18 protein-coding genes are annotated in these 18,002 nt (G+C 65.6%); 11 read left to right on the top strand and 7 right to left on the bottom strand.

What is annotated here, in order from left to right:
• Positions 1-221: 221 nt before the first annotated feature.
• The gene (locus ACO054_RS14500) at positions 222-770 is read left to right on the top strand and encodes a phosphonate degradation HD-domain oxygenase (RefSeq protein ID WP_421707300.1); all 549 of its coding nucleotides are present in this window, start codon (positions 222-224) and stop codon (positions 768-770) included.
• A 34-nt stretch (positions 771-804) separates the two neighbouring features.
• Here ACO054_RS14500 and soxR read toward each other — a convergent pair whose 3' ends face one another.
• The gene (gene soxR / locus ACO054_RS14495; protein WP_421707299.1) at positions 805-1,269 is read right to left on the bottom strand and encodes a redox-sensitive transcriptional activator SoxR; all 465 of its coding nucleotides are present in this window, start codon (positions 1,267-1,269) and stop codon (positions 805-807) included.
• Between the two features lie 105 nt (positions 1,270-1,374).
• Here soxR and ACO054_RS14490 point away from each other — a divergent pair, with 105 nt between their 5' ends.
• Both ACO054_RS14490 and ACO054_RS14485 read left to right on the top strand, forming a co-directional pair.
• Positions 1,375-1,776 carry a VOC family protein gene (locus ACO054_RS14490; protein ID WP_421707298.1) on the top strand — a complete coding sequence of 134 codons (402 nt, stop codon included), beginning with the start codon at positions 1,375-1,377 and terminating at the stop codon, positions 1,774-1,776.
• Positions 1,777-2,103: 327 nt separating this feature from the next.
• The gene (locus ACO054_RS14485) at positions 2,104-2,367 is read left to right on the top strand and encodes a hypothetical protein (RefSeq protein WP_421707297.1); all 264 of its coding nucleotides are present in this window, start codon (positions 2,104-2,106) and stop codon (positions 2,365-2,367) included.
• Positions 2,368-2,428: 61 nt separating this feature from the next.
• Here the strand turns inward: ACO054_RS14485 and ACO054_RS14480 are convergent, their stop codons facing one another.
• From ACO054_RS14480 to ACO054_RS14465, 4 genes are all read right to left on the bottom strand, one after another.
• Complete coding sequence (locus ACO054_RS14480; protein ID WP_421707296.1) at positions 2,429-5,005, bottom strand: mechanosensitive ion channel domain-containing protein; 2,577 nt, start codon at positions 5,003-5,005, stop codon at positions 2,429-2,431.
• Between the two features lie 174 nt (positions 5,006-5,179).
• On the bottom strand, positions 5,180-5,902 hold the full coding sequence (gene gpmA / locus ACO054_RS14475) for a 2,3-diphosphoglycerate-dependent phosphoglycerate mutase (RefSeq protein ID WP_421707295.1): 723 nt from the start codon (positions 5,900-5,902) through the stop codon (positions 5,180-5,182).
• Between the two features lie 149 nt (positions 5,903-6,051).
• Positions 6,052-6,675 (bottom strand): DUF1523 family protein, encoded by a 624-nt coding sequence (locus ACO054_RS14470; protein WP_421707294.1) that lies wholly within the window; start codon positions 6,673-6,675, stop codon positions 6,052-6,054.
• A 145-nt stretch (positions 6,676-6,820) separates the two neighbouring features.
• On the bottom strand, positions 6,821-7,294 hold the full coding sequence (locus tag ACO054_RS14465; protein WP_421707293.1) for an Lrp/AsnC family transcriptional regulator: 474 nt from the start codon (positions 7,292-7,294) through the stop codon (positions 6,821-6,823).
• Between the two features lie 137 nt (positions 7,295-7,431).
• Between ACO054_RS14465 and hppD the strand changes: the two genes are divergently transcribed.
• The 7 genes from hppD (at position 7,432) to glcF (ending at position 15,058) form a co-directional block, all read left to right on the top strand.
• Complete coding sequence (hppD, locus tag ACO054_RS14460) at positions 7,432-8,583, top strand: 4-hydroxyphenylpyruvate dioxygenase (RefSeq protein ID WP_421707292.1); 1,152 nt, start codon at positions 7,432-7,434, stop codon at positions 8,581-8,583.
• A gap of 221 nt (positions 8,584-8,804) precedes the next feature.
• Positions 8,805-9,728, top strand: coding sequence for a methyltransferase domain-containing protein (locus ACO054_RS14455; protein ID WP_421707291.1), 924 nt, complete (start codon positions 8,805-8,807; stop codon positions 9,726-9,728).
• 160 nt (positions 9,729-9,888) lie between these two features.
• Positions 9,889-10,014 carry a type B 50S ribosomal protein L36 gene (gene ykgO, locus ACO054_RS14450; protein ID WP_119165116.1) on the top strand — a complete coding sequence of 42 codons (126 nt, stop codon included), beginning with the start codon at positions 9,889-9,891 and terminating at the stop codon, positions 10,012-10,014.
• A 265-nt stretch (positions 10,015-10,279) separates the two neighbouring features.
• On the top strand, positions 10,280-11,767 hold the full coding sequence (locus tag ACO054_RS14445) for an FAD-linked oxidase C-terminal domain-containing protein (RefSeq protein ID WP_421707290.1): 1,488 nt from the start codon (positions 10,280-10,282) through the stop codon (positions 11,765-11,767).
• Between the two features lie 14 nt (positions 11,768-11,781).
• Complete coding sequence (locus ACO054_RS14440; protein ID WP_421707289.1) at positions 11,782-13,023, top strand: FAD-binding protein; 1,242 nt, start codon at positions 11,782-11,784, stop codon at positions 13,021-13,023.
• A gap of 21 nt (positions 13,024-13,044) precedes the next feature.
• On the top strand, positions 13,045-13,593 hold the full coding sequence (locus ACO054_RS14435; RefSeq protein ID WP_421707288.1) for a hypothetical protein: 549 nt from the start codon (positions 13,045-13,047) through the stop codon (positions 13,591-13,593).
• 88 nt (positions 13,594-13,681) lie between these two features.
• Entirely contained in the window at positions 13,682-15,058 is a 1,377-nt protein-coding gene (gene glcF, locus ACO054_RS14430; RefSeq protein WP_421707287.1) for a glycolate oxidase subunit GlcF, read from the top strand.
• A 31-nt stretch (positions 15,059-15,089) separates the two neighbouring features.
• Here glcF and ACO054_RS14425 read toward each other — a convergent pair whose 3' ends face one another.
• Positions 15,090-16,181, bottom strand: coding sequence for a M14 family metallopeptidase (locus ACO054_RS14425; protein ID WP_421707286.1), 1,092 nt, complete (start codon positions 16,179-16,181; stop codon positions 15,090-15,092).
• Between the two features lie 8 nt (positions 16,182-16,189).
• Positions 16,190-17,275 carry a M14 family metallopeptidase gene (locus ACO054_RS14420; RefSeq protein ID WP_421707285.1) on the bottom strand — a complete coding sequence of 362 codons (1,086 nt, stop codon included), beginning with the start codon at positions 17,273-17,275 and terminating at the stop codon, positions 16,190-16,192.
• Positions 17,276-17,403: 128 nt separating this feature from the next.
• On the opposite strand from ACO054_RS14420, the gene ACO054_RS14415 reads away from it, so the two are divergent.
• A complete protein-coding gene (locus ACO054_RS14415; protein WP_421707284.1) occupies positions 17,404-17,940 on the top strand; it encodes a tetratricopeptide repeat protein in 537 nt (178 codons plus the stop codon).
• Positions 17,941-18,002 lie beyond the last annotated feature (62 nt).

The raw sequence follows: 18,002 nt of genomic DNA, 5'->3' as shown, positions 1-18,002 counted from the left end.
CCGCAGAGGCAGTCTATCATTTTCTCATAATACGACTATTGTCTCTTTATTGGTTTCACGCGGACGATCGAGAAGTGGAAATCTCCGATCTGAGAGGTTTTCGACCTATCTACAGTCCCGCAGAATGGTTCGATTGCCGATTCTGCCTCGACGAGTCAACGCCGAGTTTCTGACATGTAAAGTTCATACGAGCGCCGCATTGGCAGCGCTAGGTTGTGGGTATGCCATTGACCCTTTCAGAGCTTTTCGACCTCTACGAAACCCGTGGCGGCGACTCCTACGGTGAGGAGGTCACTCAGCTTCAGCACGCCTTGCAGTCCGCCCTGCAGGCGGAGCAAACCGGTGCCTCGGGCGCCCTGATCACCGCAGCCCTGTTCCACGACGTCGGACACCTGCTGCATCGCGATGCCGGTGCGGCTCTTGCCGCCGGCGTCGATAGCCGGCACGAAGCCCTGGGCGCGAAGGCGCTGGCCCCGCTGTTCGGAGCGGAAGTCGTCGAACCGGTCGCCCAGCACGTCGAGGCCAAGCGATATCTCTGTCACTTGGACCCGGGGTATTGGGACGGCCTCTCCGAGGTCTCTAAGCAGACGCTGGTGTTGCAGGGTGGCCCCATGACCGAGGCGGAAGCTCTGGCCTTCATCGCGACCCCCTTCGCCGAAGACGCGGTCCGGCTGCGCTGCTGGGACGAAGCGGCCAAACAGCCCGACCTGCAAACCCCTGACCTGCGATATTACAGACCTATCGCCGAGCGCTGCCTGATCGGCGGATAGATCGGTCATGGGGTGCGTCAGGCCGGGGGGTGCGTCAGGCCGGGTCCGGATCCGCTCTATCGCCCATCAGGTAGCGGGGCCCCGAGCCCAGGCGGGCGGCTCGGTCGAGTGGATTGTACAGGGCGCATTTCCGCAAGGACAGGCAGCCGCACCCGATGCAGCCGTCGAGGTTGTCGCGTAGCCGGGTCAGCCTTCCGATCCGCTCGTCCAATTCCCGACGAAACGCCCGGCTGATCCCAGCCCAGTCCCTGGCCGTCGGCGTGCGCCCTTCCGGCAAGCGGTCGAGTTGCCGGCGGATCCTGTCGATCGAGAAGCCGAGCTGCTGGGCGATCAGCACAAAGGACAGTCGGCGCACATCCGCGCGGAGGAACCGCCGCTGTCCGCCGGCGTTGCGCCTCGGCGTCACCAGCCCCTTGGTTTCGTAGAACCGGATCGCCGAAACCGACAGCCCCGTCCGGCTGGCCAGATCGCCGATCGACAGTTCGTCGTCCGCTCGCACGTCCACCTCCGCTGCAGGTTTCGAAGTTCCTTGACCTAAAGTTAGGTTGAGCAATTACCGTTTGCGGATCAAGAATCATCGGAGCTTCGAGCGGAGGGACAAGAGATGCAAAAAGCCATCTTGGAGCACGTCAACGTCACCGTTAGCGACCCTGTAAAAACCGCGGAGTTGGTCTGTCGGCTGTTCGACTGGAAGATCCGCTGGCAAGGCGCCTCGGGCATGGGCGGTCAGACGGTCCATGTCGGCACGGACGATAGCTATCTGGCCGTCTACGCAAGCGGCGAGCCGCCGGAAACCATTGCATCCAGCTATCATGCCAAGGGCGGCCTCAACCACATCGGTGTCGTCGTCGACGATCTGGATACGGTCGAAGCGCGGGTGAAGCAGGCGGGCTACGCGACCCACAATCACGCCGACTATGACCCCGGTCGCCGGTTTTACTTCCACGACGCCGACGGCATCGAGTTCGAGGTCGTCAGCTACGCCCCGAAGACCGGGCGCTCGTGAGAGACGACCCCAGCCGCCAGAGCTGCGGGAGCTTGGCTTTCTGTGTTCTCGGTCACGTTTAGAAGAAGGTGTTTCGTGGGCCTGTATTTCTGCGCCTTTTTGGCGGAGAAGCTGCCTTGCGCGAGCGCAAAAAAGGTCGAGTTGCCGGACGCCGATGTTCTTCTGCTAGAGGTAATCTCACGGTTATTCAGTGACTTACCGTAAACACAGGTAAAATCCCCCGAGACGTTCGCCAGGTTTCCTCCCAGCTTTTCGCAGTAGTGATTTGTTTACCATTTTATTCGAATCTGCATAGGCTGTCATGAAATTGTAACGCAGGAGGCTGGCATGTCGTTCTTCAGTTTGATGGTCGTGACCTGCCTGTCGGCACCCCTCTGTCACTTCGATACCGCCGACAGTTTCGGTGTGCTGGTGCGCTCTGCCGAAGAATGCCGAACGGTGGCGCAACAGATCGCGGAGTCACGTGCCTTGGGCGGCGGCTATGAGGCCGAGTGGCAGTGTTCGGCACCCGAGGTGGCCGGCAGATGGCATGTCCTGACCAACGGAGAGTCCTCCAACGGCCTCTGGAGCGATGCTCAGGCGCAGCGCTGACGCCGAGGGTGCCCAGGAGGGTGCCCAGCCCCTGTCGGATCTCTACCGAGACGATCGCGCTCTAAGCGGGACCGTCCTGTTTCGAAGCGGCGCTCGGTTCCGCGTGATCCGACTCCTTGGTGGAGGATGTCTCCGGCTTCCCGCCCTTGTCTTTCGCCTCGGGATCCGACGGGGTCTTGGCCTGATCGGCGCGTGACACCAGCTTCGCCAGTTCCTCGCCGTCCAGGCGCAGCGGCGGCGCCTTGCCCTGCTTGTCCTCGCCCATGTAGAGCGTGACGTGGGGGAAGGGGATTTCGATGCCGGCCTCGTCGAAGCGGCGTTTGATGATCTCGTTGTAGGCGCGGCCCGTGGCCCATTGGTCGCCGCCGCGGCACTTGATGCGCGCGCGGACCACCACGGCGGAATCTCCGAACTGGGTGACCCCGTGCATCTCGAGCGGCTCCAGGATGCCGCCGCCCTTCTCGCTGTCCTTCAGCTCGTCGAAGGCCTCCTGCATGACCTGTTTCACCTCCTCGATGTCTTCGCGGTAGGCCACGCCGATTTCCGCAAGGTGATAGCCGAAGCCCTTCACGAAGTTGGAGACGCTGTCGACCGCGCTGAAGGGAATCAGGTGGTACACGCCAGAGAGGTCGCGCAGCGCCACCGAGCGTACGGTCAGTTTTTCGACCACGCCGGTGATGCCAGCCACGGTCACCACATCGCCTTCGTTCAGCGCGTTCTCGAACTGGATGAAGGCGCCGGTGATGATGTCCTGCACCAGCTTCTGGGCGCCGAAGCCGATCGCCAGGCCGACGACGCCGGCACCGGCCAACAGCGGGCCGATGTTCACGCCCAGTTCGGACAGCGCCAGCATGACCGCGATGACCAGAAGGGCGATGGTGAGGGCGTTGCGGAACAGCGAGAGCAGGGTGCGCAGGCGCGCCGTCGGCGCGTAGCCGTTCTCGGCATTGAGCCGGTATTCGATCCAGGAGGTGACCGCCATCCAGATTATGAAGGCGCCGAGCAGGATCGCCGAGGCCGCCAGTAGGCGACCGGCGACCTCTCGCCCGATGCCGCTGGCCAGCCAGTCGACGACGGCGACGATCCCCCAGGCGTTTGCTATGGCGATCAGGACGGCGATCATTACGAAGATACGGATCACCTTCAGGGTGCCGGGAACGAAGGCGTTCAGCCGTCGCTCCAGCAGGGGAAGGTTGCGCTTCAGATCCTCCGGCAGGTGCAGCCCACCGCTGATCGCTCGGGTCAGCAGGGCGACGACGACCACGCCGACGATCACGGCCACGACCGATTCCAGGGTCGCGGTCAGCATGAAGGAGAGCGCATCGAAGGGCCGCGCAAGCCAGATGCCGAACAGTGCGAAGACGTAGGCGAGCGCCAGCAGGTGCCAGATCCGGCCCAGGAAGCTCAGCAGCTTCGCGGTCAGATCGCCGCTCAGGCGTTCTGCCCGCTCCTCGAACGCCCGGCGCACGCTGACGCGGTTCTGGAGGATGATCACCATGGCGATCAGCGTGGCGGCCAGGGCGATCAGGACCTTGAGGCTGTTGCCGACGGTCCAGCCCAGCGTCGCGCTGACAAGCGGCACGACCAGCAGAACGCCGTAGCCCAGTAGACCGATTAGCCGCGCGAGCCAGAAGTACCAGTAGTTGGCGGTCTCGTCGCTCATCCCGTGCAGCCGTAGGGCCCCGTGCCGCGGTGCGAGCACGATCCGCAGCAGCACCTTGCTCATCTCGATCAGCAGAAAGGCGTTCAGGAAGAGGCTCTGGTTGATGTCCATGCGGCCCCCGTCGCCCAGAGCCAGCGCCAGCGCGTAGCCTCCGCCCCAGGCGATCAGGATTATCAGCACGTCCACCAGGCTTCGGCCCAGCAGAAGAAGGATGCGCCCCAGCCAGCCCCGGTCGGCTGCCGAACTGGCGAGTGCGGTGAGCAGGCGTTGCCCCAGCCGTCCGACGATCCACCAGGTGAGCAGCGTCGCACCGGCAACGATCCCAAGCGATGTCAGGGTCTGCGTCAGGCGTTCCCAGTTCACGGCGCGCTGTCCGCTGGCGACCTCGATCAGGGCCGTGAAGGCGTTGGTCAGGCGGCGGCCCAGCAGCACCGCCTCCTCGGCCAGGTTCTTCGTGGCCTCGGCGATGCGGCGCGCCACGCTGGGCTCGCTTTCCTGGCTCTCTGCAGTTGCATCTTCGGAGGGCGATGCCGTCTCTTCCGCGCTGTCGCCCCCAGCCCCCGATGCGCCAGCCCCGGATGCGCCAGCTTCCGGCCCGCCGGATCCCGATTCAGTGGCGACGCCGGCGGCCCGCAGCAGTTCGTCGATCAGGGCTTGGCGCGTCGCCGGGTCGGTCAGGGCTTCCGCCAAGGCCCGTGCGAGGTCCGGCGACAGTCCGCTCTCGCCCTCCGGCGGTGCTGTTTGCTCGCCCGTGGCCCCGCCGCTGTCGTTCCCACTCTCCGACGTACCGCCCTCGGAGGAGCCACCGTCACCGCTGCCTTCGCTGCCGCCTCCCAAGATCTGACCGAAGGGCAGGGTCTGCGCATGGAAGGTCTGCGCATAGACGGTCTGGGCGTGAAGCGGCTGGGCGCCCGGCAAGGCGGCCGCAGCCGACAGCAAGAGGGCGATCATCAGCGCCGTCGGGAGACGGGTCATAGGGTCGGTGCCTCCGTAAGGGATGACAACAGCCCTAGGCGCTGAGCGTGCGGTTGTAAACCAGGTAAAACGCTAAGGCACCGTCGCCGAACGGCCCAACTCTTCGCCTCTGCCTTGGAGGGTCGAGCGTAGTCCGATCGATGCGCTGCGCCGCGATGTCGGCCTGTTCGGCCTTCAGCTTGCCGCTGCGGTCCCAGTCGGGCTGCGCTCGGATAGATAGAATTTATCGGTCGGTTTGAGGTTGCCGTCGAGGCGGTAGGCCAGAGGTTTGCCTGTGGGGATCTCGACGCCGGGAATGTCCGCGTCGGAGATGTCGTCGAGGTACTTCACGAGGCCGCGCAGGGAGTTGCCGTGCGCAGCGATCAGCACCTTGCGCCCCGCCCTCAGCTCCGGCGCGATCGCTTCGTCCCAGTAGGGCAGGACCCGTTCGATGGTGTCCTTCAGGCTTTCGGTCGCCGGACGGTCTTGCGGAGCGAGCGCGGCGTACTTGCTGTCGTTATCGGGATGGCGCGGGTCGTCGGACGGCAGGGCCGGTGGGGCGATGTCGAAACTGCGCCGCCAGATGTGTACCTGCTCGTCGCCGACCTTGGCCGCCATCTCCGCCTTGTTCAGGCCCTGCAGATCGCCGTAGTGCCGTTCGTTGAGCCGCCAGTGCTTCTGCACGGGCACCCACATGCTGTCGAGACCGTCCAGAGCGATCCAGAGGGTGCGGATCGCCCGCCGGAGGTAACTCGTGAAGCAGACGTCGGGTCGGAAGCCGTGCTCTGCCATCAGGCGGCCGGACTCCTGCGCCTCGGCGCGTCCCGCGTCGGACAGGTCGACGTCCGTCCAGCCGGTGAAGCGGTTCTGCTTGTTCCAGTCGCTCTGTCCGTGACGCAGCAGGATGAGATCGGGCATCGGCGGGGAAGATCCTTCGACAGTGATGCAACGGTCGGCCTGTAGGGCCGGCGCCCGGATTTATCTTTTGGATCGCGGATCGGAATCAATGGGAATTCCGAAGGAATCTGAGAGGCCGTTTGCGACTGCTCTGTTCCGTCTCGGCGCCGTCAGGGGCCACGCAGATCGCGGAATCGCGCGCGCCATTCGATTGCCTGACGGCGCAGGCGCGAGCGCAGATCCTCCAGACGTTCCTCTCCGCCGGCGATCCGATCCTCCAGGTGCAGAGCGGCCAGCAGCCGCAGAAAGCCCACGTAGAGCGCAGCGAGCAGGCCGACGATCAGGAGCAGGATGACGATGGCCTTCCAGGGGAAATACTCGTAACCCGCCTCGACTTCCGTGAGGTCGAGGACATTCGGGAACATCGACAGCACGCGGATGCGCCAGCCGTAGCGTTCGACCAGCACCCAGCCATTGCGTCCCGCCAGATCCTGCGCCTCCGCCGTGATGTCTGCGGAATCGAACTTGAGGTAAGGCGGGAAGCCCCAGCCGGTATCTTCGTTGCGGTAGACCCGGGTGCCGCCGTCGGCGGTGACGGCGTTGATGAAGCGCACGTCGCGGGTGACCCCGGGTTGTCCGCCCGTCCGCAGTTCGCCCGTATCGACGTCCATGCGCTTCACTTCGGTACCGGTGATGCGCACCACCTCGCCCTGGGGCAGGTGGTAGTGCAGGACCGCCGCGACGATGATCAGGGCCAGACCCCGCAGGATCCAAGGCAACAGCTTCCAGAACACGAGAGGCTCCGTTCCGCGCTGAGAGGCAAAGGCGAGTTATTGGACCATATGGGACCTCGCGAGGCGACCCGCCAAGACGTTTGCTGTCCCACCGCTTCGAATCGATTGCCCCCAGTCGGCCGCCGCGGCGCGCAGCCCGTGCCTTTCATTCCGGTAGAGGCAGAGCGTCCGTCGCCTTGATCTCGCCGAGCGAGAGGCTGGAGCGCACCGTAGCGACGCCGGGCAGCGCGAGCAGGCGCTTGAGGACGATGTCGGAGAAAGCCTGCAGGTCCGGCGCGACCACCCGCAGCAGGTAGTCGGCGTCGCCCGTGATCGCGTGGGCCTCCAGGACCTCAGGCATGTCTCGAAGGACGGCGTGAAAGGTCTCGGCCGGATCGTCGCCGTGGCGTGCCAGGGTGACTTGGACGAAGGCGACCACGTCCAAGCCGAGGCGCCGCCGGTCCAGGCGGACGCCGTAGCCGGCGATCAGGCCGGTCTCCTCCAGGCGCTTCAGCCGCCGCTGGCACTGCGACGGAGACAAGCGCACCTCTTCGGCCAACTCCACGCCGCTGGCGCGCGCGTCGCTCTGCAAGGCCGCAAGCAGCCGGCGATCGGCCGCGTCGAGTTCTGGTTTCTGCACGATCTCTCTCGCTTGACGCCATTTCGTGGCAGATTCATGCATATTTCGCTCGTTTTCTGCGGAGATTGCAAGGATGGCGCGGCTTGAAGGGCGTAATCTTGTAAATCCTGTCACCGAAGCCGTGAGGATCGCTCGCCATGTCTGTCGCCGAAGCTGCTTCCACCTCCGCCCCAGGCGCCATCTCCACCCCAGTCGCTACGCCCGCGCTCTGGGACAATCCGTCCGGAACCGACGGCTTCGAGTTCGTCGAGTACGCCGCGCCCGATCCGGAGGAACTGGGCCGTCTGTTCCAGGCCATGGGCTTTCAGGCTGTCGCCCGGCATCGCGCCAAGCAGGTGACGCTGTGGCGACAGGGCGGCGTCAATTTCATCGTCAACGGGGAACCGCAGTCCTTCGCTCAGTCCTTCGCACGCGTGCATGGACCGAGTGCCTGCGCCATCGCCTTTCGGGTGGCGGACGCCGCTGCGGCCTACAAGCGCTGTCTCGATCTCGGCGCCCAGCCCGGTCCGACGGAGGTCGGGCCGATGGAGCTGAACATCCCGGCGATCAAGGGCATCGGAGATTCGCTGGTCTACCTAGTCGACCGCTATGCACGCGAGACCGCAGACGGCCGCGAAGGCCCATCCATCTACGACATCGACTTCGTCTGGCAGGCGGCGCGGAACGAAGTCCCGGCCGGCGTGGGGCTGACTCACGTCGATCATCTGACCCACAACGTCTATCGGGGACGCATGGACCTCTGGTCCCAGTACTATGAAAAGCTCTTCAATTTCAGGGAGCTGCGCTACTTCGACATCGAGGGCAAGCTGACCGGACTGCACAGCCGCGCCATGACCAGCCCCTGCGGCAAGATCCGCATACCGATCAACGAGTCGGCGGACGATAAGAGTCAGATTGAGGAGTACCTGAAGGCCTACAACGGAGAGGGCATTCAGCACATCGCCCTGGCGACCGACGACATCTTCGCCAGCGTCGCTGCCCTCAAGGCGCGGGGCGTTCCCTTCATGGACCCGCCGCCGGCCGCCTATTACGCGCAGCTCGACGCCCGCGTGCCGGGCCATGGGCAGGATCTGGCGAAGCTTCAGGAGCTGGGCATTCTGGTCGACGGAGCGCCGACCGAGGACGGCGGCATTCTCCTGCAGATCTTCACCGGCCTGGCGATCGGGCCGATCTTCTTCGAGATCATTCAGCGCAAGGGCGACGAGGGCTTCGGGGAAGGCAACTTCAAGGCCCTGTTCGAAGCCATGGAGGAAGATCAGATCAAGCGCGGTGTGCTTGAGCGCGACTAAGTCCAGCGCGTCTTCCTGCAATCAGATTATTGTATAGAATTTGAGTGATTATCGAAATCCGAAGCAGGCTCTACACTTTCACTCAAATGGGGAGTGCTTTAGAAGAGGTATCCTAAAAAGGGCCTGTGCCGCCGGTTGGTTTGCCGTGCGAGCGCGAAAAGGAGCGGTCGCCGTACCGTTCCGCTGACTGGCGGACGAGACCTTGGAGATGAAGCTGCCTCATGGCTTCGCAGATGTCGACGCGTCGTGATCCGGCCCTGTCGCTTCCCTTCCGGATGCGGCTGAAGGCCTGGTGGCACGGCTACGACCTGCATGTGATCCGTAAGCTGAAAGATGCCGAGCCCGAGGAGGAGCACGACATCTCCGGCGAGCTCGAGGCCGAGCCCTGGGAGCAGCCCAGGTTCCTGGTCCCGCAGATGATCTGGGGCGAAGGGTTCCTGACGCCGGGCGGCGCCGAGCGGGCGGCGGAGCTCGTTCGGCCGCTCGCGATCGACGCCTCCATGTCCATTCTCGAGCTCGGCGGCCAGCTCGGCGGCCAGGCGCGCCTGCTCGCGAGAGACTTCGGGGCCTGGGTGACCTCGGTCGAGACCGATGCAGAAGTCGCCGATCTGGCCGAGCTGATGTCCGAGCGTGCGGATCTGGTGAAGAAAACGGAATTCCACGTCGTGGACCCCGCCAGCGCCGCTTTTCGCTCGAAGGCCTTCGACGTCGCCGTCTCGACCGATATCCTCTACGCCATCGAGAACAAGCAGCCTCTGATGCTGGCCGTCGGAAAGGCCCTCAAGAAGCGGGCGCAGGTTCTGTTTTGCGACTTCATTCGCGACGAGAGCGTCTCGGATACCACGGCTCTGGAGGCTTGGATCGCGGTGGAGCCCCGGCCCGTACATCTCTGGAGTGAGGCGCAGTACCGAGCCTGTTTGAAGAAGCTGCGTTTGGATGCCCGCGTCTTCAACGACGAGTCGGAGAAGCTGCGGGGGATCGTCGTGACCGGCTTTTCGAAGTATCTGACCGAAGCCTCGACGTCGGGTGTCGCCGACGACCTGCGGCAGCCGCTGGTGCGTGAGGTCGAGCGCTGGGTTCGTCTCGTCGCCGCGCTGGACAGCGGTGCGTTGAAGGCGGTTCGGATCTACGCGCTGCGCGGTTAGAAGGCATCGCCGGCGGCCGTCTGCGATTCCTCTTCGTCTGCTTGACGATAGGGGCTCTGCTGCCTATAACCCCGGCCTCCGATGCAAGCGCGTGCTCGGCCGAGGGGCAGACGTCCTCCGGTTCTGGCGTGAAGCGAACCACCGAACGAATGTCAGAGCGATGAAGATCCGGAACTCGTTGAAGACTGCGAAGCTGCGTGAAAAGGGCTGCCGTGTGGTGCGCCGCCGTGGCCGCGTCTACGTCATCAACAAGAAGCAGCCGCGTTTCAAGGCCCGCCAGGGCTAAGGACCTGCCGGAACGCCGGTCTGTCGGTCCCGCTGTTCCGCCGCAGCCTCAAGAAGCCGCATCCTTCGGGATCGCGGCTTTTTCGTGTTTCAAGCCGCCGGCGATGTCTTTTGAGCTTGGAAGGATCGCCTGCCTCCGCCGGCTGCTCACGGCTTTTCAGTTGACCCGGAGGCCTGTGCCCGCCATATCCTGGAATTGGTAATACCAATTACGGCGCACATCCCCGTTTCCCGATGAAGCGCCCGACAGAGCGGGAGGTTGGCCGATGCTCATGCCGGAGCCGGATCGAGAGGTCATCGCGCGCAAGCGGGACCTGGTCGACAGATTGCGTGCGATCGTGCCGGGCGAAGGCGTGATCGTCGACGAGGAAGAGTTACGGGCCTACGAGACCGATGGTCTGACGGCCTACCGCCAGCTCCCCTTGATCGTGGTCTTGCCGGAGACGACTCAGCAGGTCAGCGACGTTCTCAAGCTTGCCCAAGCCGAAGGTGTGAAGGTGGTACCGCGTGGTGCCGGCACCTCCCTGTCCGGCGGCGCCTTGCCGTTGGCCGACGGTATCCTGCTCGGGCTCGGCAAGTTCAACCGCATTCTGGAGGTGGACTTCGACAACCGCTGCGCCGTCGTTCAGCCGGGCGTCACCAATCTGGGCATCACGAAAGCGGTGGAACACGCGGGTTTTTATTATGCGCCCGATCCCTCCAGTCAGATCGCTTGTTCCATCGGCGGCAATGTCGCCGAAAACTCCGGCGGCGTGCACTGTCTGAAATACGGACTGACCACCAACAACCTGTTGGGCTTGGAGGCCGTGCTGATCGACGGCACCGTCATCCGGATCGGCGGCAAACATCTGGAGAGCGAGACCTACGACCTGCTCGGTCTCCTGACCGGCTCGGAAGGCCTGCTGGCCGTCGTCACCGAAGTCACCGTGCGACTGCTGAAGAAGCCTGAGACGGCCCGTGCCCTGCTGTTGGGTTTCGAGACCAGCGAGGCGGCCGGCGATGCGGTGGCCGGCATCATCGCCGCCGGTGTGATCCCGGCGGGCATCGAGATGATGGACAAGCCGGCGATCCACGCCGCGGAGGACTTCGTCCACGCCGGCTACCCGAGGGATGTCGAAGCGCTGCTGATCGTCGAGCTGGACGGCCCGGCCGCGGAAGTCGAGCACTTGATTCGGACGGTTCAGGGAATTTGCGAGGCCAAGGGCGCGACCTACGTCCGCGCCAGCGAAAGCGAGGAGGAGCGCCTCGCCTTTTGGGCCGGACGCAAGGCCGCCTTCCCGGCGGTGGGACGGATCAGCCCCGACTACTACTGCATGGACGGCACGATCCCGCGACGGCAGTTGCCCATCGTGCTGCAGCGCATGCGCGAGCTTTCCAGCCACTACGGTCTGCGGGTCGCCAACGTGTTCCATGCCGGCGACGGCAATCTTCACCCGCTGATTCTCTACGATGCCAACACTCCGGGCGAACTGGAGAAAGCGGAGGACTTCGGGTCCGACATCCTCAAGCTCTGCGTCGAGGTCGGCGGCGTTCTGACCGGCGAGCACGGCGTTGGCGTGGAGAAGCGCGACCTGATGGGGACGATGTTCGACGAGGTCGACCTCAAGACCCAGCAGCGCGTGAAGTGCGCCTTCGACCCCCAGCATCTTCTGAACCCCGGAAAGGTCTTCCCGCAGCTTCACCGCTGTGCCGAGCTGGGGCGCATGCACATCCACAAGGGCAAGATGCCCTTTCCCGATCTGCCGCGATTCTGAGCGCGGTCGCGATCATGGCGGATACCCTCAAGCCGGAGTCGGCGGAGCAGGTGCGCGAGGCGGTGGCTTGGGCCGCGGCCGAGGAAACCCCGCTGGAAGTGGTCGGGTCGGGAAGCAAGCGCGGATATGGCCGGCCCATCCAGACGGCGCACACGCTGAACCTGGCGGCGCTGAACGGCATCACCCTCTACGAGCCCGACGAGTTGGTGCTGTCGGCCGGGGCGGGTACGCCGCTGGCGGACATCCGGCAGGCGTTGGAGGCCCGGAACCAGCATCTCGCCTTCGAGCCGTCGGATCTTGGCGCGCTGTACGGCGAGCCTGCCGGATCGGGGACCTTGGGCGGACTGATCGCCACCAATCTGGCGGGGCCCCGTCGGATCGCGGCCGGCGCGGCGCGGGACTATTTTCTGGGTTTCTCGGGCGTCTCGGGGCGCGGCGAGACCTTCAAGTCCGGCGGTCGGGTGATGAAGAACGTGACCGGCTACGATCTCTCGAAGCTGCTATGCGGCTCCTTCGGCACCTTGGCCGCCATGACGGAGGTCACGCTCAAGGTTCTGCCGACCCCGGAGAAAACTCGGACGCTAATGGTCCTCGGCCTCGACGATGCCACGGCCTGTACTGCCATGACCCGCGCTCTCGGCTCTTCCTACGAGGTTTCGGGGGCGGCCTACCTGCCGGCCAAGGTCGCCCGGGAGTCCGAAGTGTCGTACGTCGCCCGGGCCGGCGGCTCCGTCACCGCCCTGCGCCTGGAAGGCTTCGGTCCCTCCGTCGAGTATCGCTGCGAGAAGCTGCGTGAGCTGCTGAACGATCTCGGTCCGAGCGAGGAGCTGCACAGCCACAACTCGCAAAGCCTGTGGCGGGAGATCGCCGATCTCAAGCCCTTCGTCGCCCGGCCGGAGCTTGCCGTCTGGCGCCTGTCGGTTGCGCCCCAGGCGGGGCCGGCGGTCGTTGCCGCGCTGCTCGCCTCTTTGCCCGAGGCTCTGTACTATGTGGATTGGGGCGGTGGCCTGCTCTGGGTCGGCGTGGCCGCGCAAGGCGATGCCGGAACCGCGCAGGTGCAGGCCGCCCTTCGGGCACCGGGGAACGGCGCCGGCGGGGGCCATGCGACCTTGCTGCGCGCGCCGGCCGAGCTGCGGGCCGGTCTGGAGGTTTTCCAGCCGATGGAGGCAGCGAAGCAGGCGTTGGTCGCGAGGATCAAGGACGGCTTCGATCCGCGGCGCGTGCTCAACCCCGGACGGATGTACGCAGGCGTCTAAAGGGCGCGGGGGAGGGCGGTCATGTTTCTTTTGGCTCTCGGTTTGGTTCTGACGGTCGCTTGGCTGTGGGCCGGTTGGTACTACCTCACGGTCTACTTCGGGCAGGAGAACATCTTCTACCTCCTGCCTGCCGAGCTGGGGCTGTTCCTGGTGGGCTTCTTCGCGCCGCTCGGCGTTTTCTGGCTGATGGTCGCGCAGTCTTCCGTTCGCCGGCGTCTGATCAGATTGGAACGGCAGATCGCCGCACTGGCCGCCGGACCGGAGGAGCTTCTTCCGGGCGAGCCGGGGTTGGAAGAGCCAATCTTCGGAGAAGCGGGGGACGAGGGACGCGGCGACCCCGGCGAAGCGCCCAGAGGTGGCGGGGAGGTCTTCGATAGAAGCGCCTCCGGGTCGGCCCGGCAGGAACCCCGTTTCGACAGCGCGACCGATGAGACCCTCATAGAAGAGGATCTGACCGCCGATCCGGGCCGCTCCGCCGGGGCGTCTCGGCAGCCAGGTGACAAGGGCGAGGCCGGGCGTGGTGACACAGCGCAGGACGGTGCAGGCCCCGGCGGCGGCAAGAAGCATTAGGGCGGTCTCGCCCAGGGCGGTGACGACAAACAGTCTCCGGCCGCACGGCGGATAGGCCACTTGCAAAAGGGCACGGGAGGACCGACGCATGCAGACGAACTTCACCCTCGCGCAGTTGGCCGATCCGGACACGCGGGAGTCGGAGAAGATACTGCGGAGCTGCGTGCACTGCGGTTTCTGTACGGCGACCTGCCCGACCTACGTGCTGCTGGGCGACGAACTGGATTCGCCGCGCGGTCGCATCTACCTGATCAAGGACATGCTGGAGAACGACAAGCCGGCAACCGAGAAGACGGTCAAGCATATCGACCGTTGCCTCTCCTGCCTGTCCTGCATGACCACCTGCCCGTCCGGTGTGCACTACATGCATCTGGTCGATCATGCGCGAAAGCACATTGAGGAGACCTACGAGCGACCCTGGGCGGACCGCCAGCTGCGCCGGCTTCTCGCCTGGCTGCTGCCGAAGCCGGGACGCTTCCGTCTCGCCCTGATCGGCGCCTGGTTCGCTCGGCCTTTCGCGGGTTTTGCCGGCGATCTCTTCGATGGCCGCCTTAAGGCGATGCTGTCGCTGGCCCCGAAGAGCATCCCAACGCCGTCGGCTGTCGACCGGCCCCAGGTCTTTCCGGCGGAGGGTGCGCGTCGGGCGCGGGTGGCCCTGCTGTCCGGCTGCGCGCAACAGGTGCTGGCGCCGCAGATCAACGAGGCGACCGTCCGTCTTCTGACCCGTCATGGGGCCGAGGTAGTGGTCGCCAAAGGGGCCGGCTGCTGCGGCGCCCTGGTCCACCACCTGGGGCAGGAGGAGCCTGCGTTGCAGGCCGCCAAGGCCAACGTCGACGCCTGGCTGGCGGCCGATGCCGAGGCGCCGCTCGACGCCGTGGTCATTAACGCCTCGGGCTGCGGCACCACCGTGAAGGACTACGGCTTCATGCTGCGCGAGGACGCCGCCTATGCCGACAAGGCGGCGAAGCTCTCGGCTTTGACCAAGGACATCACCGAGGTGATGCAGGATCTCGGCCTCGCGGCGCCGGTCCGCGCGACGGGTCAGACCGTTGCTTACCACTCCGCCTGCTCGATGCAGCACGGCCAGCAGTTGCGCCAGCCGCCGAAGTCTCTGCTGCAGGCGGCCGGCTTCGCGCTGGTCGAGCCGGCCGAGGGTCACCTCTGCTGCGGTTCGGCCGGAACCTACAATTTGATGCAGCCGAAGATCGCGGGCCAGCTGCGGGACCGTAAGGTCGCCAATCTGGAGCGCACCGGCGCCGTCGCCATCGCCACGGGGAATATCGGTTGCATGACCCAGATCGCGACTGGAACCGCGACGCCGCTGGTCCATACCGTCGAACTGTTGGACTGGGCGACCGGCGGCCCCCTGCCGAAGGCTCTGGAGGGAGACTCTCGATTCGAAGATCTGCCGACGGTCGATTTGCCGCCGGTCGATCTGCCGCGCGAGACCGTAGCTGCCGAGTAGCGGCCGCGATCCCTCCACCCTAACCGTCGGCCTAACTCTCGGTCAGGCCTCGGACCATCAGCTTGACGGTCTCCTCCGCGCGCTCCCAGACCTGAAGTTTCCAGTCGCGGCCGCTGGGGAAGAAGGCGGCGCGGATCTGCTCCTTGATCGCGCGCCCTTTCGGACTGTCGAGCTGACCGTGCAGGTGCAGCCAGTTGTCCGCCCGTACGGCCTGACGGACGTCGGGCGTCGGGACGGTGCCGTACTCCAGGGCGATGCCGACGAAGACGTCGGCGGCGAGATGGTCGCGGATCGCCGGCAGGCTGACGCCGTGCAGATCGGCGACGTTCACGTGGGCGCCGGCGGGCGTGTCGGTACAGTCGCCCTCGAACCAGTCCTGCGCCAGCCGGGTGACTGGATCGTCGGGTGCGAAAGGCAGAAGGCGGTCGCCGAAGCCGTAGGGACCCAGGCCGGTGTGGATGTCGATGGCGCCGACGCGCCGCGCCTGGGACAGGTGCGTTGTGAGCAAGGCCTCGAGATTTGTCTTGGCCCAGGTATCGCGCGTGCCGCCGAAGAAAATGCCGTCCGCGTGACCGTACTGCCCGCCCGAGATCGCGGCACGCAGCGCCATGGTGCCGTGCGTGGCCTCCCAGACGTCCAGGGCGGCCTGGGTCTCCGCGATGGTCGCGTCGCTCCAGTCGCGCGGGCAAAGCAGGGAATGCAGTTCGTCGTAGCCGGGATTGGCCGGATGCCCGTTGCCGTGATCCAGCCAATTCCGGTTCAGGTCGACATTCTCCTCGGTCACGCGCCGTTGCCAGGCGAAGCCGTAGGGATTGACGGCATGGACCAGCAGGACCCCCAGCCCGTCCGGCCGCGCGGCGGCCAGCCCGGACTGCAGCAACCCCAGCTGCACGCCGGAGCCGCAGAAGCCCTCGACGCCGTGGGTGCCGGACAGCACGACGAGCGCCGCTTCGGCGTCGCGGGGTCCCATCCAGGCGACGTCGCAGTAGAGCGCCTCGCCCTCGGGGCCGGCGTTGGGATTGGGGCGCTGCTCGACCTCGATCTCGGCCTCGGCGCAGGCGGCCAGGAAGCGGGCCCGGGCTTCCGCATAGCTCTCGGGGAAGTAGGTGGCGGCCGTGGTCATGGCTGGCATCAGCTCTCCGCAAGGGCGCCGAGCGCCAGGTTTTCCGTCTCCACCGCGCGGTCCCAGACCGAACGACACCAATCCGGCGTACCGGGATAGAAGCAGCGCCGGATCTCCGACTTGATGGGCCGCGCCGCCGGGCTCGCCGGATCGCCGTGGACATGCAGCCAGTTGTCGCCGCGCAGGGAGTTGATCACGTCAAGCAGGGGCTGCGTGCCGTACTCCAGTGCGATCTGCGTGACTTCGGCATGGGCGAGCGCGCGGTGGATGCCGCGATCATTGGTACCGACCAGCGGCGCCGAGCTGGAGCTGCCGTCGTCCAGCGATGTGATGTCCTTGAACCACTCCGTCGCCCTGGCGCGCTCCGGGCTGCCGTTTGGGGCGGGACAGATCCGTTCGCCGTAGCCGAAGGGGCCGAGACCGGTGTGATAGTCGATCACCGCAATCTTGCGTGCCGCTCCGCAGTGCCGCCGCAGCAGGCCGTCCAGGGTGACATGGGACCAAGTCGGCCCGCGCCCGCCGTAGAAGAGGCCGTCGGCGTAGATATACTGACCGCCGCTGACCGCTTGCTGCAGCGCCGCCATGGAGTGGGTCTCGGCATATCCCAGCAGGTCGGCGACGGTGCTCTCGATCGTCTCCTGATCCCAGGACGGCGGGCAGATGACCTCGTGCAGATCCGTGTAACCCGGATTTTCCGGCAGGGGCGCGTCGAAATCCGCAAAGTTGCGGTTCAGATCGACATTGTCTTCGGTGACGCGCCGGCTCCAGGCGAAGCCATGGGGGTTGATGGCGTGGATCATCATCACGGCCAGACCCGGCGGCAGATCGCGGTAGCGCCCGGCCTCCAGGGATCCGCTCTGAACGCCCGAACCGCAGTACCCCTCGATGCCATGCGTCGCGGAGATGGTCAGCAATACCCGCTCGGCGTCGCGCGGGCCGATCCAGACCACGTCGGTCGCCAAGGCCTCGCCCTCCGGCCCCTGCAGCGGATGCGTCACGCTCTCCGGCACCGCGCCCGCGTTCTGCGCGGCGTCGCGAAAGCGCGTCCGCGCCTCGGCGTAGCTGCTGGCGAAGTAGCTGGCAGAGTCCGTCATAGGGGCGAGATTCCTTATGCTTGCGGCGAGGTCTGTCCGGATCTCGAGATGGGGGCGGTGCGGGCTTGGCGGAAGGCTCCGCCTGCTCCATAGTTATGCGTGTCATGGGTAGGACAGCAAGAGCCGTAATGACCGCCCTGGCTGCGGTCTGGACCCTCGCCTCGGCGAGCCAGCTGGCGGCCGACCAAAAGGATCCGCGTCTGGAGCGTCTTTTCGACCGCCTGCAGACGGTAGAGTCCTCGATCAACGCTCAGGGCGTGACCAATGCCATCTGGCTGATCTGGCTCGAGCACGAGAACCCTCAGGTGGTCGAGCGGATGTACAGTGGCATGGATGCTCTGCGCCGGGGCAACCACTACTTGGCTCTGGCCATCTTCGACGACCTGATCGCGCGCGTGCCCGACTATGCCGAGGCTTGGAACAAGCGCGCCACGGTCCATTACCTGATGGGCAACTTTTCGGACTCCCTGCAGGATATCGAGGAAACGCTGGCCCTAGAACCGCGCCACTTCGGGGCACTGGAAGGCCGTGGCCTGATCTTCGGAGAGCTTGGTCTTTCCGAGGAGGAAATTGAAGCCTACGAGGCAGCGCTGGCGGTCAATCCGCATCTGCAGGGTGCCAGAAGCAAGCTTGAGGCGCTGCTCGGCGAAAGCGAGCATATCTAGCTGGGTTCGGACCGACGGTCTTGCTTCCGGCTCGTCGTTCGCCTCAGAGATCGCGCCGACGG

Source organism: Algihabitans sp. (assembly GCF_965226985.1).
Lineage (GTDB): Bacteria > Pseudomonadota > Alphaproteobacteria > Kiloniellales > DSM-21159 > Algihabitans.
This window is presented reverse-complemented; position numbering and strand designations above follow the sequence as displayed.

What these genes read in the sequence shown, in the direction of transcription:
- ACO054_RS14500 (WP_421707300.1), top strand. Translation starts at nt 222, where the DNA reads ATGCCATTGACCCTTTCAGAGCTTTTCGACCTCTACGAAACCCGTGGC.
- ACO054_RS14490 (WP_421707298.1), top strand. Translation starts at nt 1,375, where the DNA reads ATGCAAAAAGCCATCTTGGAGCACGTCAACGTCACCGTTAGCGACCCT.
- ACO054_RS14485 (WP_421707297.1), top strand. Translation starts at nt 2,104, where the DNA reads ATGTCGTTCTTCAGTTTGATGGTCGTGACCTGCCTGTCGGCACCCCTC.
- ACO054_RS14480 (WP_421707296.1), bottom strand. Translation starts at nt 5,005, where the DNA reads ATGACCCGTCTCCCGACGGCGCTGATGATCGCCCTCTTGCTGTCGGCT.
- gpmA (WP_421707295.1), bottom strand. Translation starts at nt 5,902, where the DNA reads ATGCCCGATCTCATCCTGCTGCGTCACGGACAGAGCGACTGGAACAAG.
- hppD (WP_421707292.1), top strand. Translation starts at nt 7,432, where the DNA reads ATGTCTGTCGCCGAAGCTGCTTCCACCTCCGCCCCAGGCGCCATCTCC.
- ACO054_RS14455 (WP_421707291.1), top strand. Translation starts at nt 8,805, where the DNA reads ATGGCTTCGCAGATGTCGACGCGTCGTGATCCGGCCCTGTCGCTTCCC.
- ykgO (WP_119165116.1), top strand. Translation starts at nt 9,889, where the DNA reads ATGAAGATCCGGAACTCGTTGAAGACTGCGAAGCTGCGTGAAAAGGGC.
- ACO054_RS14445 (WP_421707290.1), top strand. Translation starts at nt 10,280, where the DNA reads ATGCTCATGCCGGAGCCGGATCGAGAGGTCATCGCGCGCAAGCGGGAC.
- ACO054_RS14440 (WP_421707289.1), top strand. Translation starts at nt 11,782, where the DNA reads ATGGCGGATACCCTCAAGCCGGAGTCGGCGGAGCAGGTGCGCGAGGCG.
- ACO054_RS14435 (WP_421707288.1), top strand. Translation starts at nt 13,045, where the DNA reads ATGTTTCTTTTGGCTCTCGGTTTGGTTCTGACGGTCGCTTGGCTGTGG.
- glcF (WP_421707287.1), top strand. Translation starts at nt 13,682, where the DNA reads ATGCAGACGAACTTCACCCTCGCGCAGTTGGCCGATCCGGACACGCGG.
- ACO054_RS14425 (WP_421707286.1), bottom strand. Translation starts at nt 16,181, where the DNA reads ATGACCACGGCCGCCACCTACTTCCCCGAGAGCTATGCGGAAGCCCGG.
- ACO054_RS14420 (WP_421707285.1), bottom strand. Translation starts at nt 17,275, where the DNA reads ATGACGGACTCTGCCAGCTACTTCGCCAGCAGCTACGCCGAGGCGCGG.
- ACO054_RS14415 (WP_421707284.1), top strand. Translation starts at nt 17,404, where the DNA reads ATGACCGCCCTGGCTGCGGTCTGGACCCTCGCCTCGGCGAGCCAGCTG.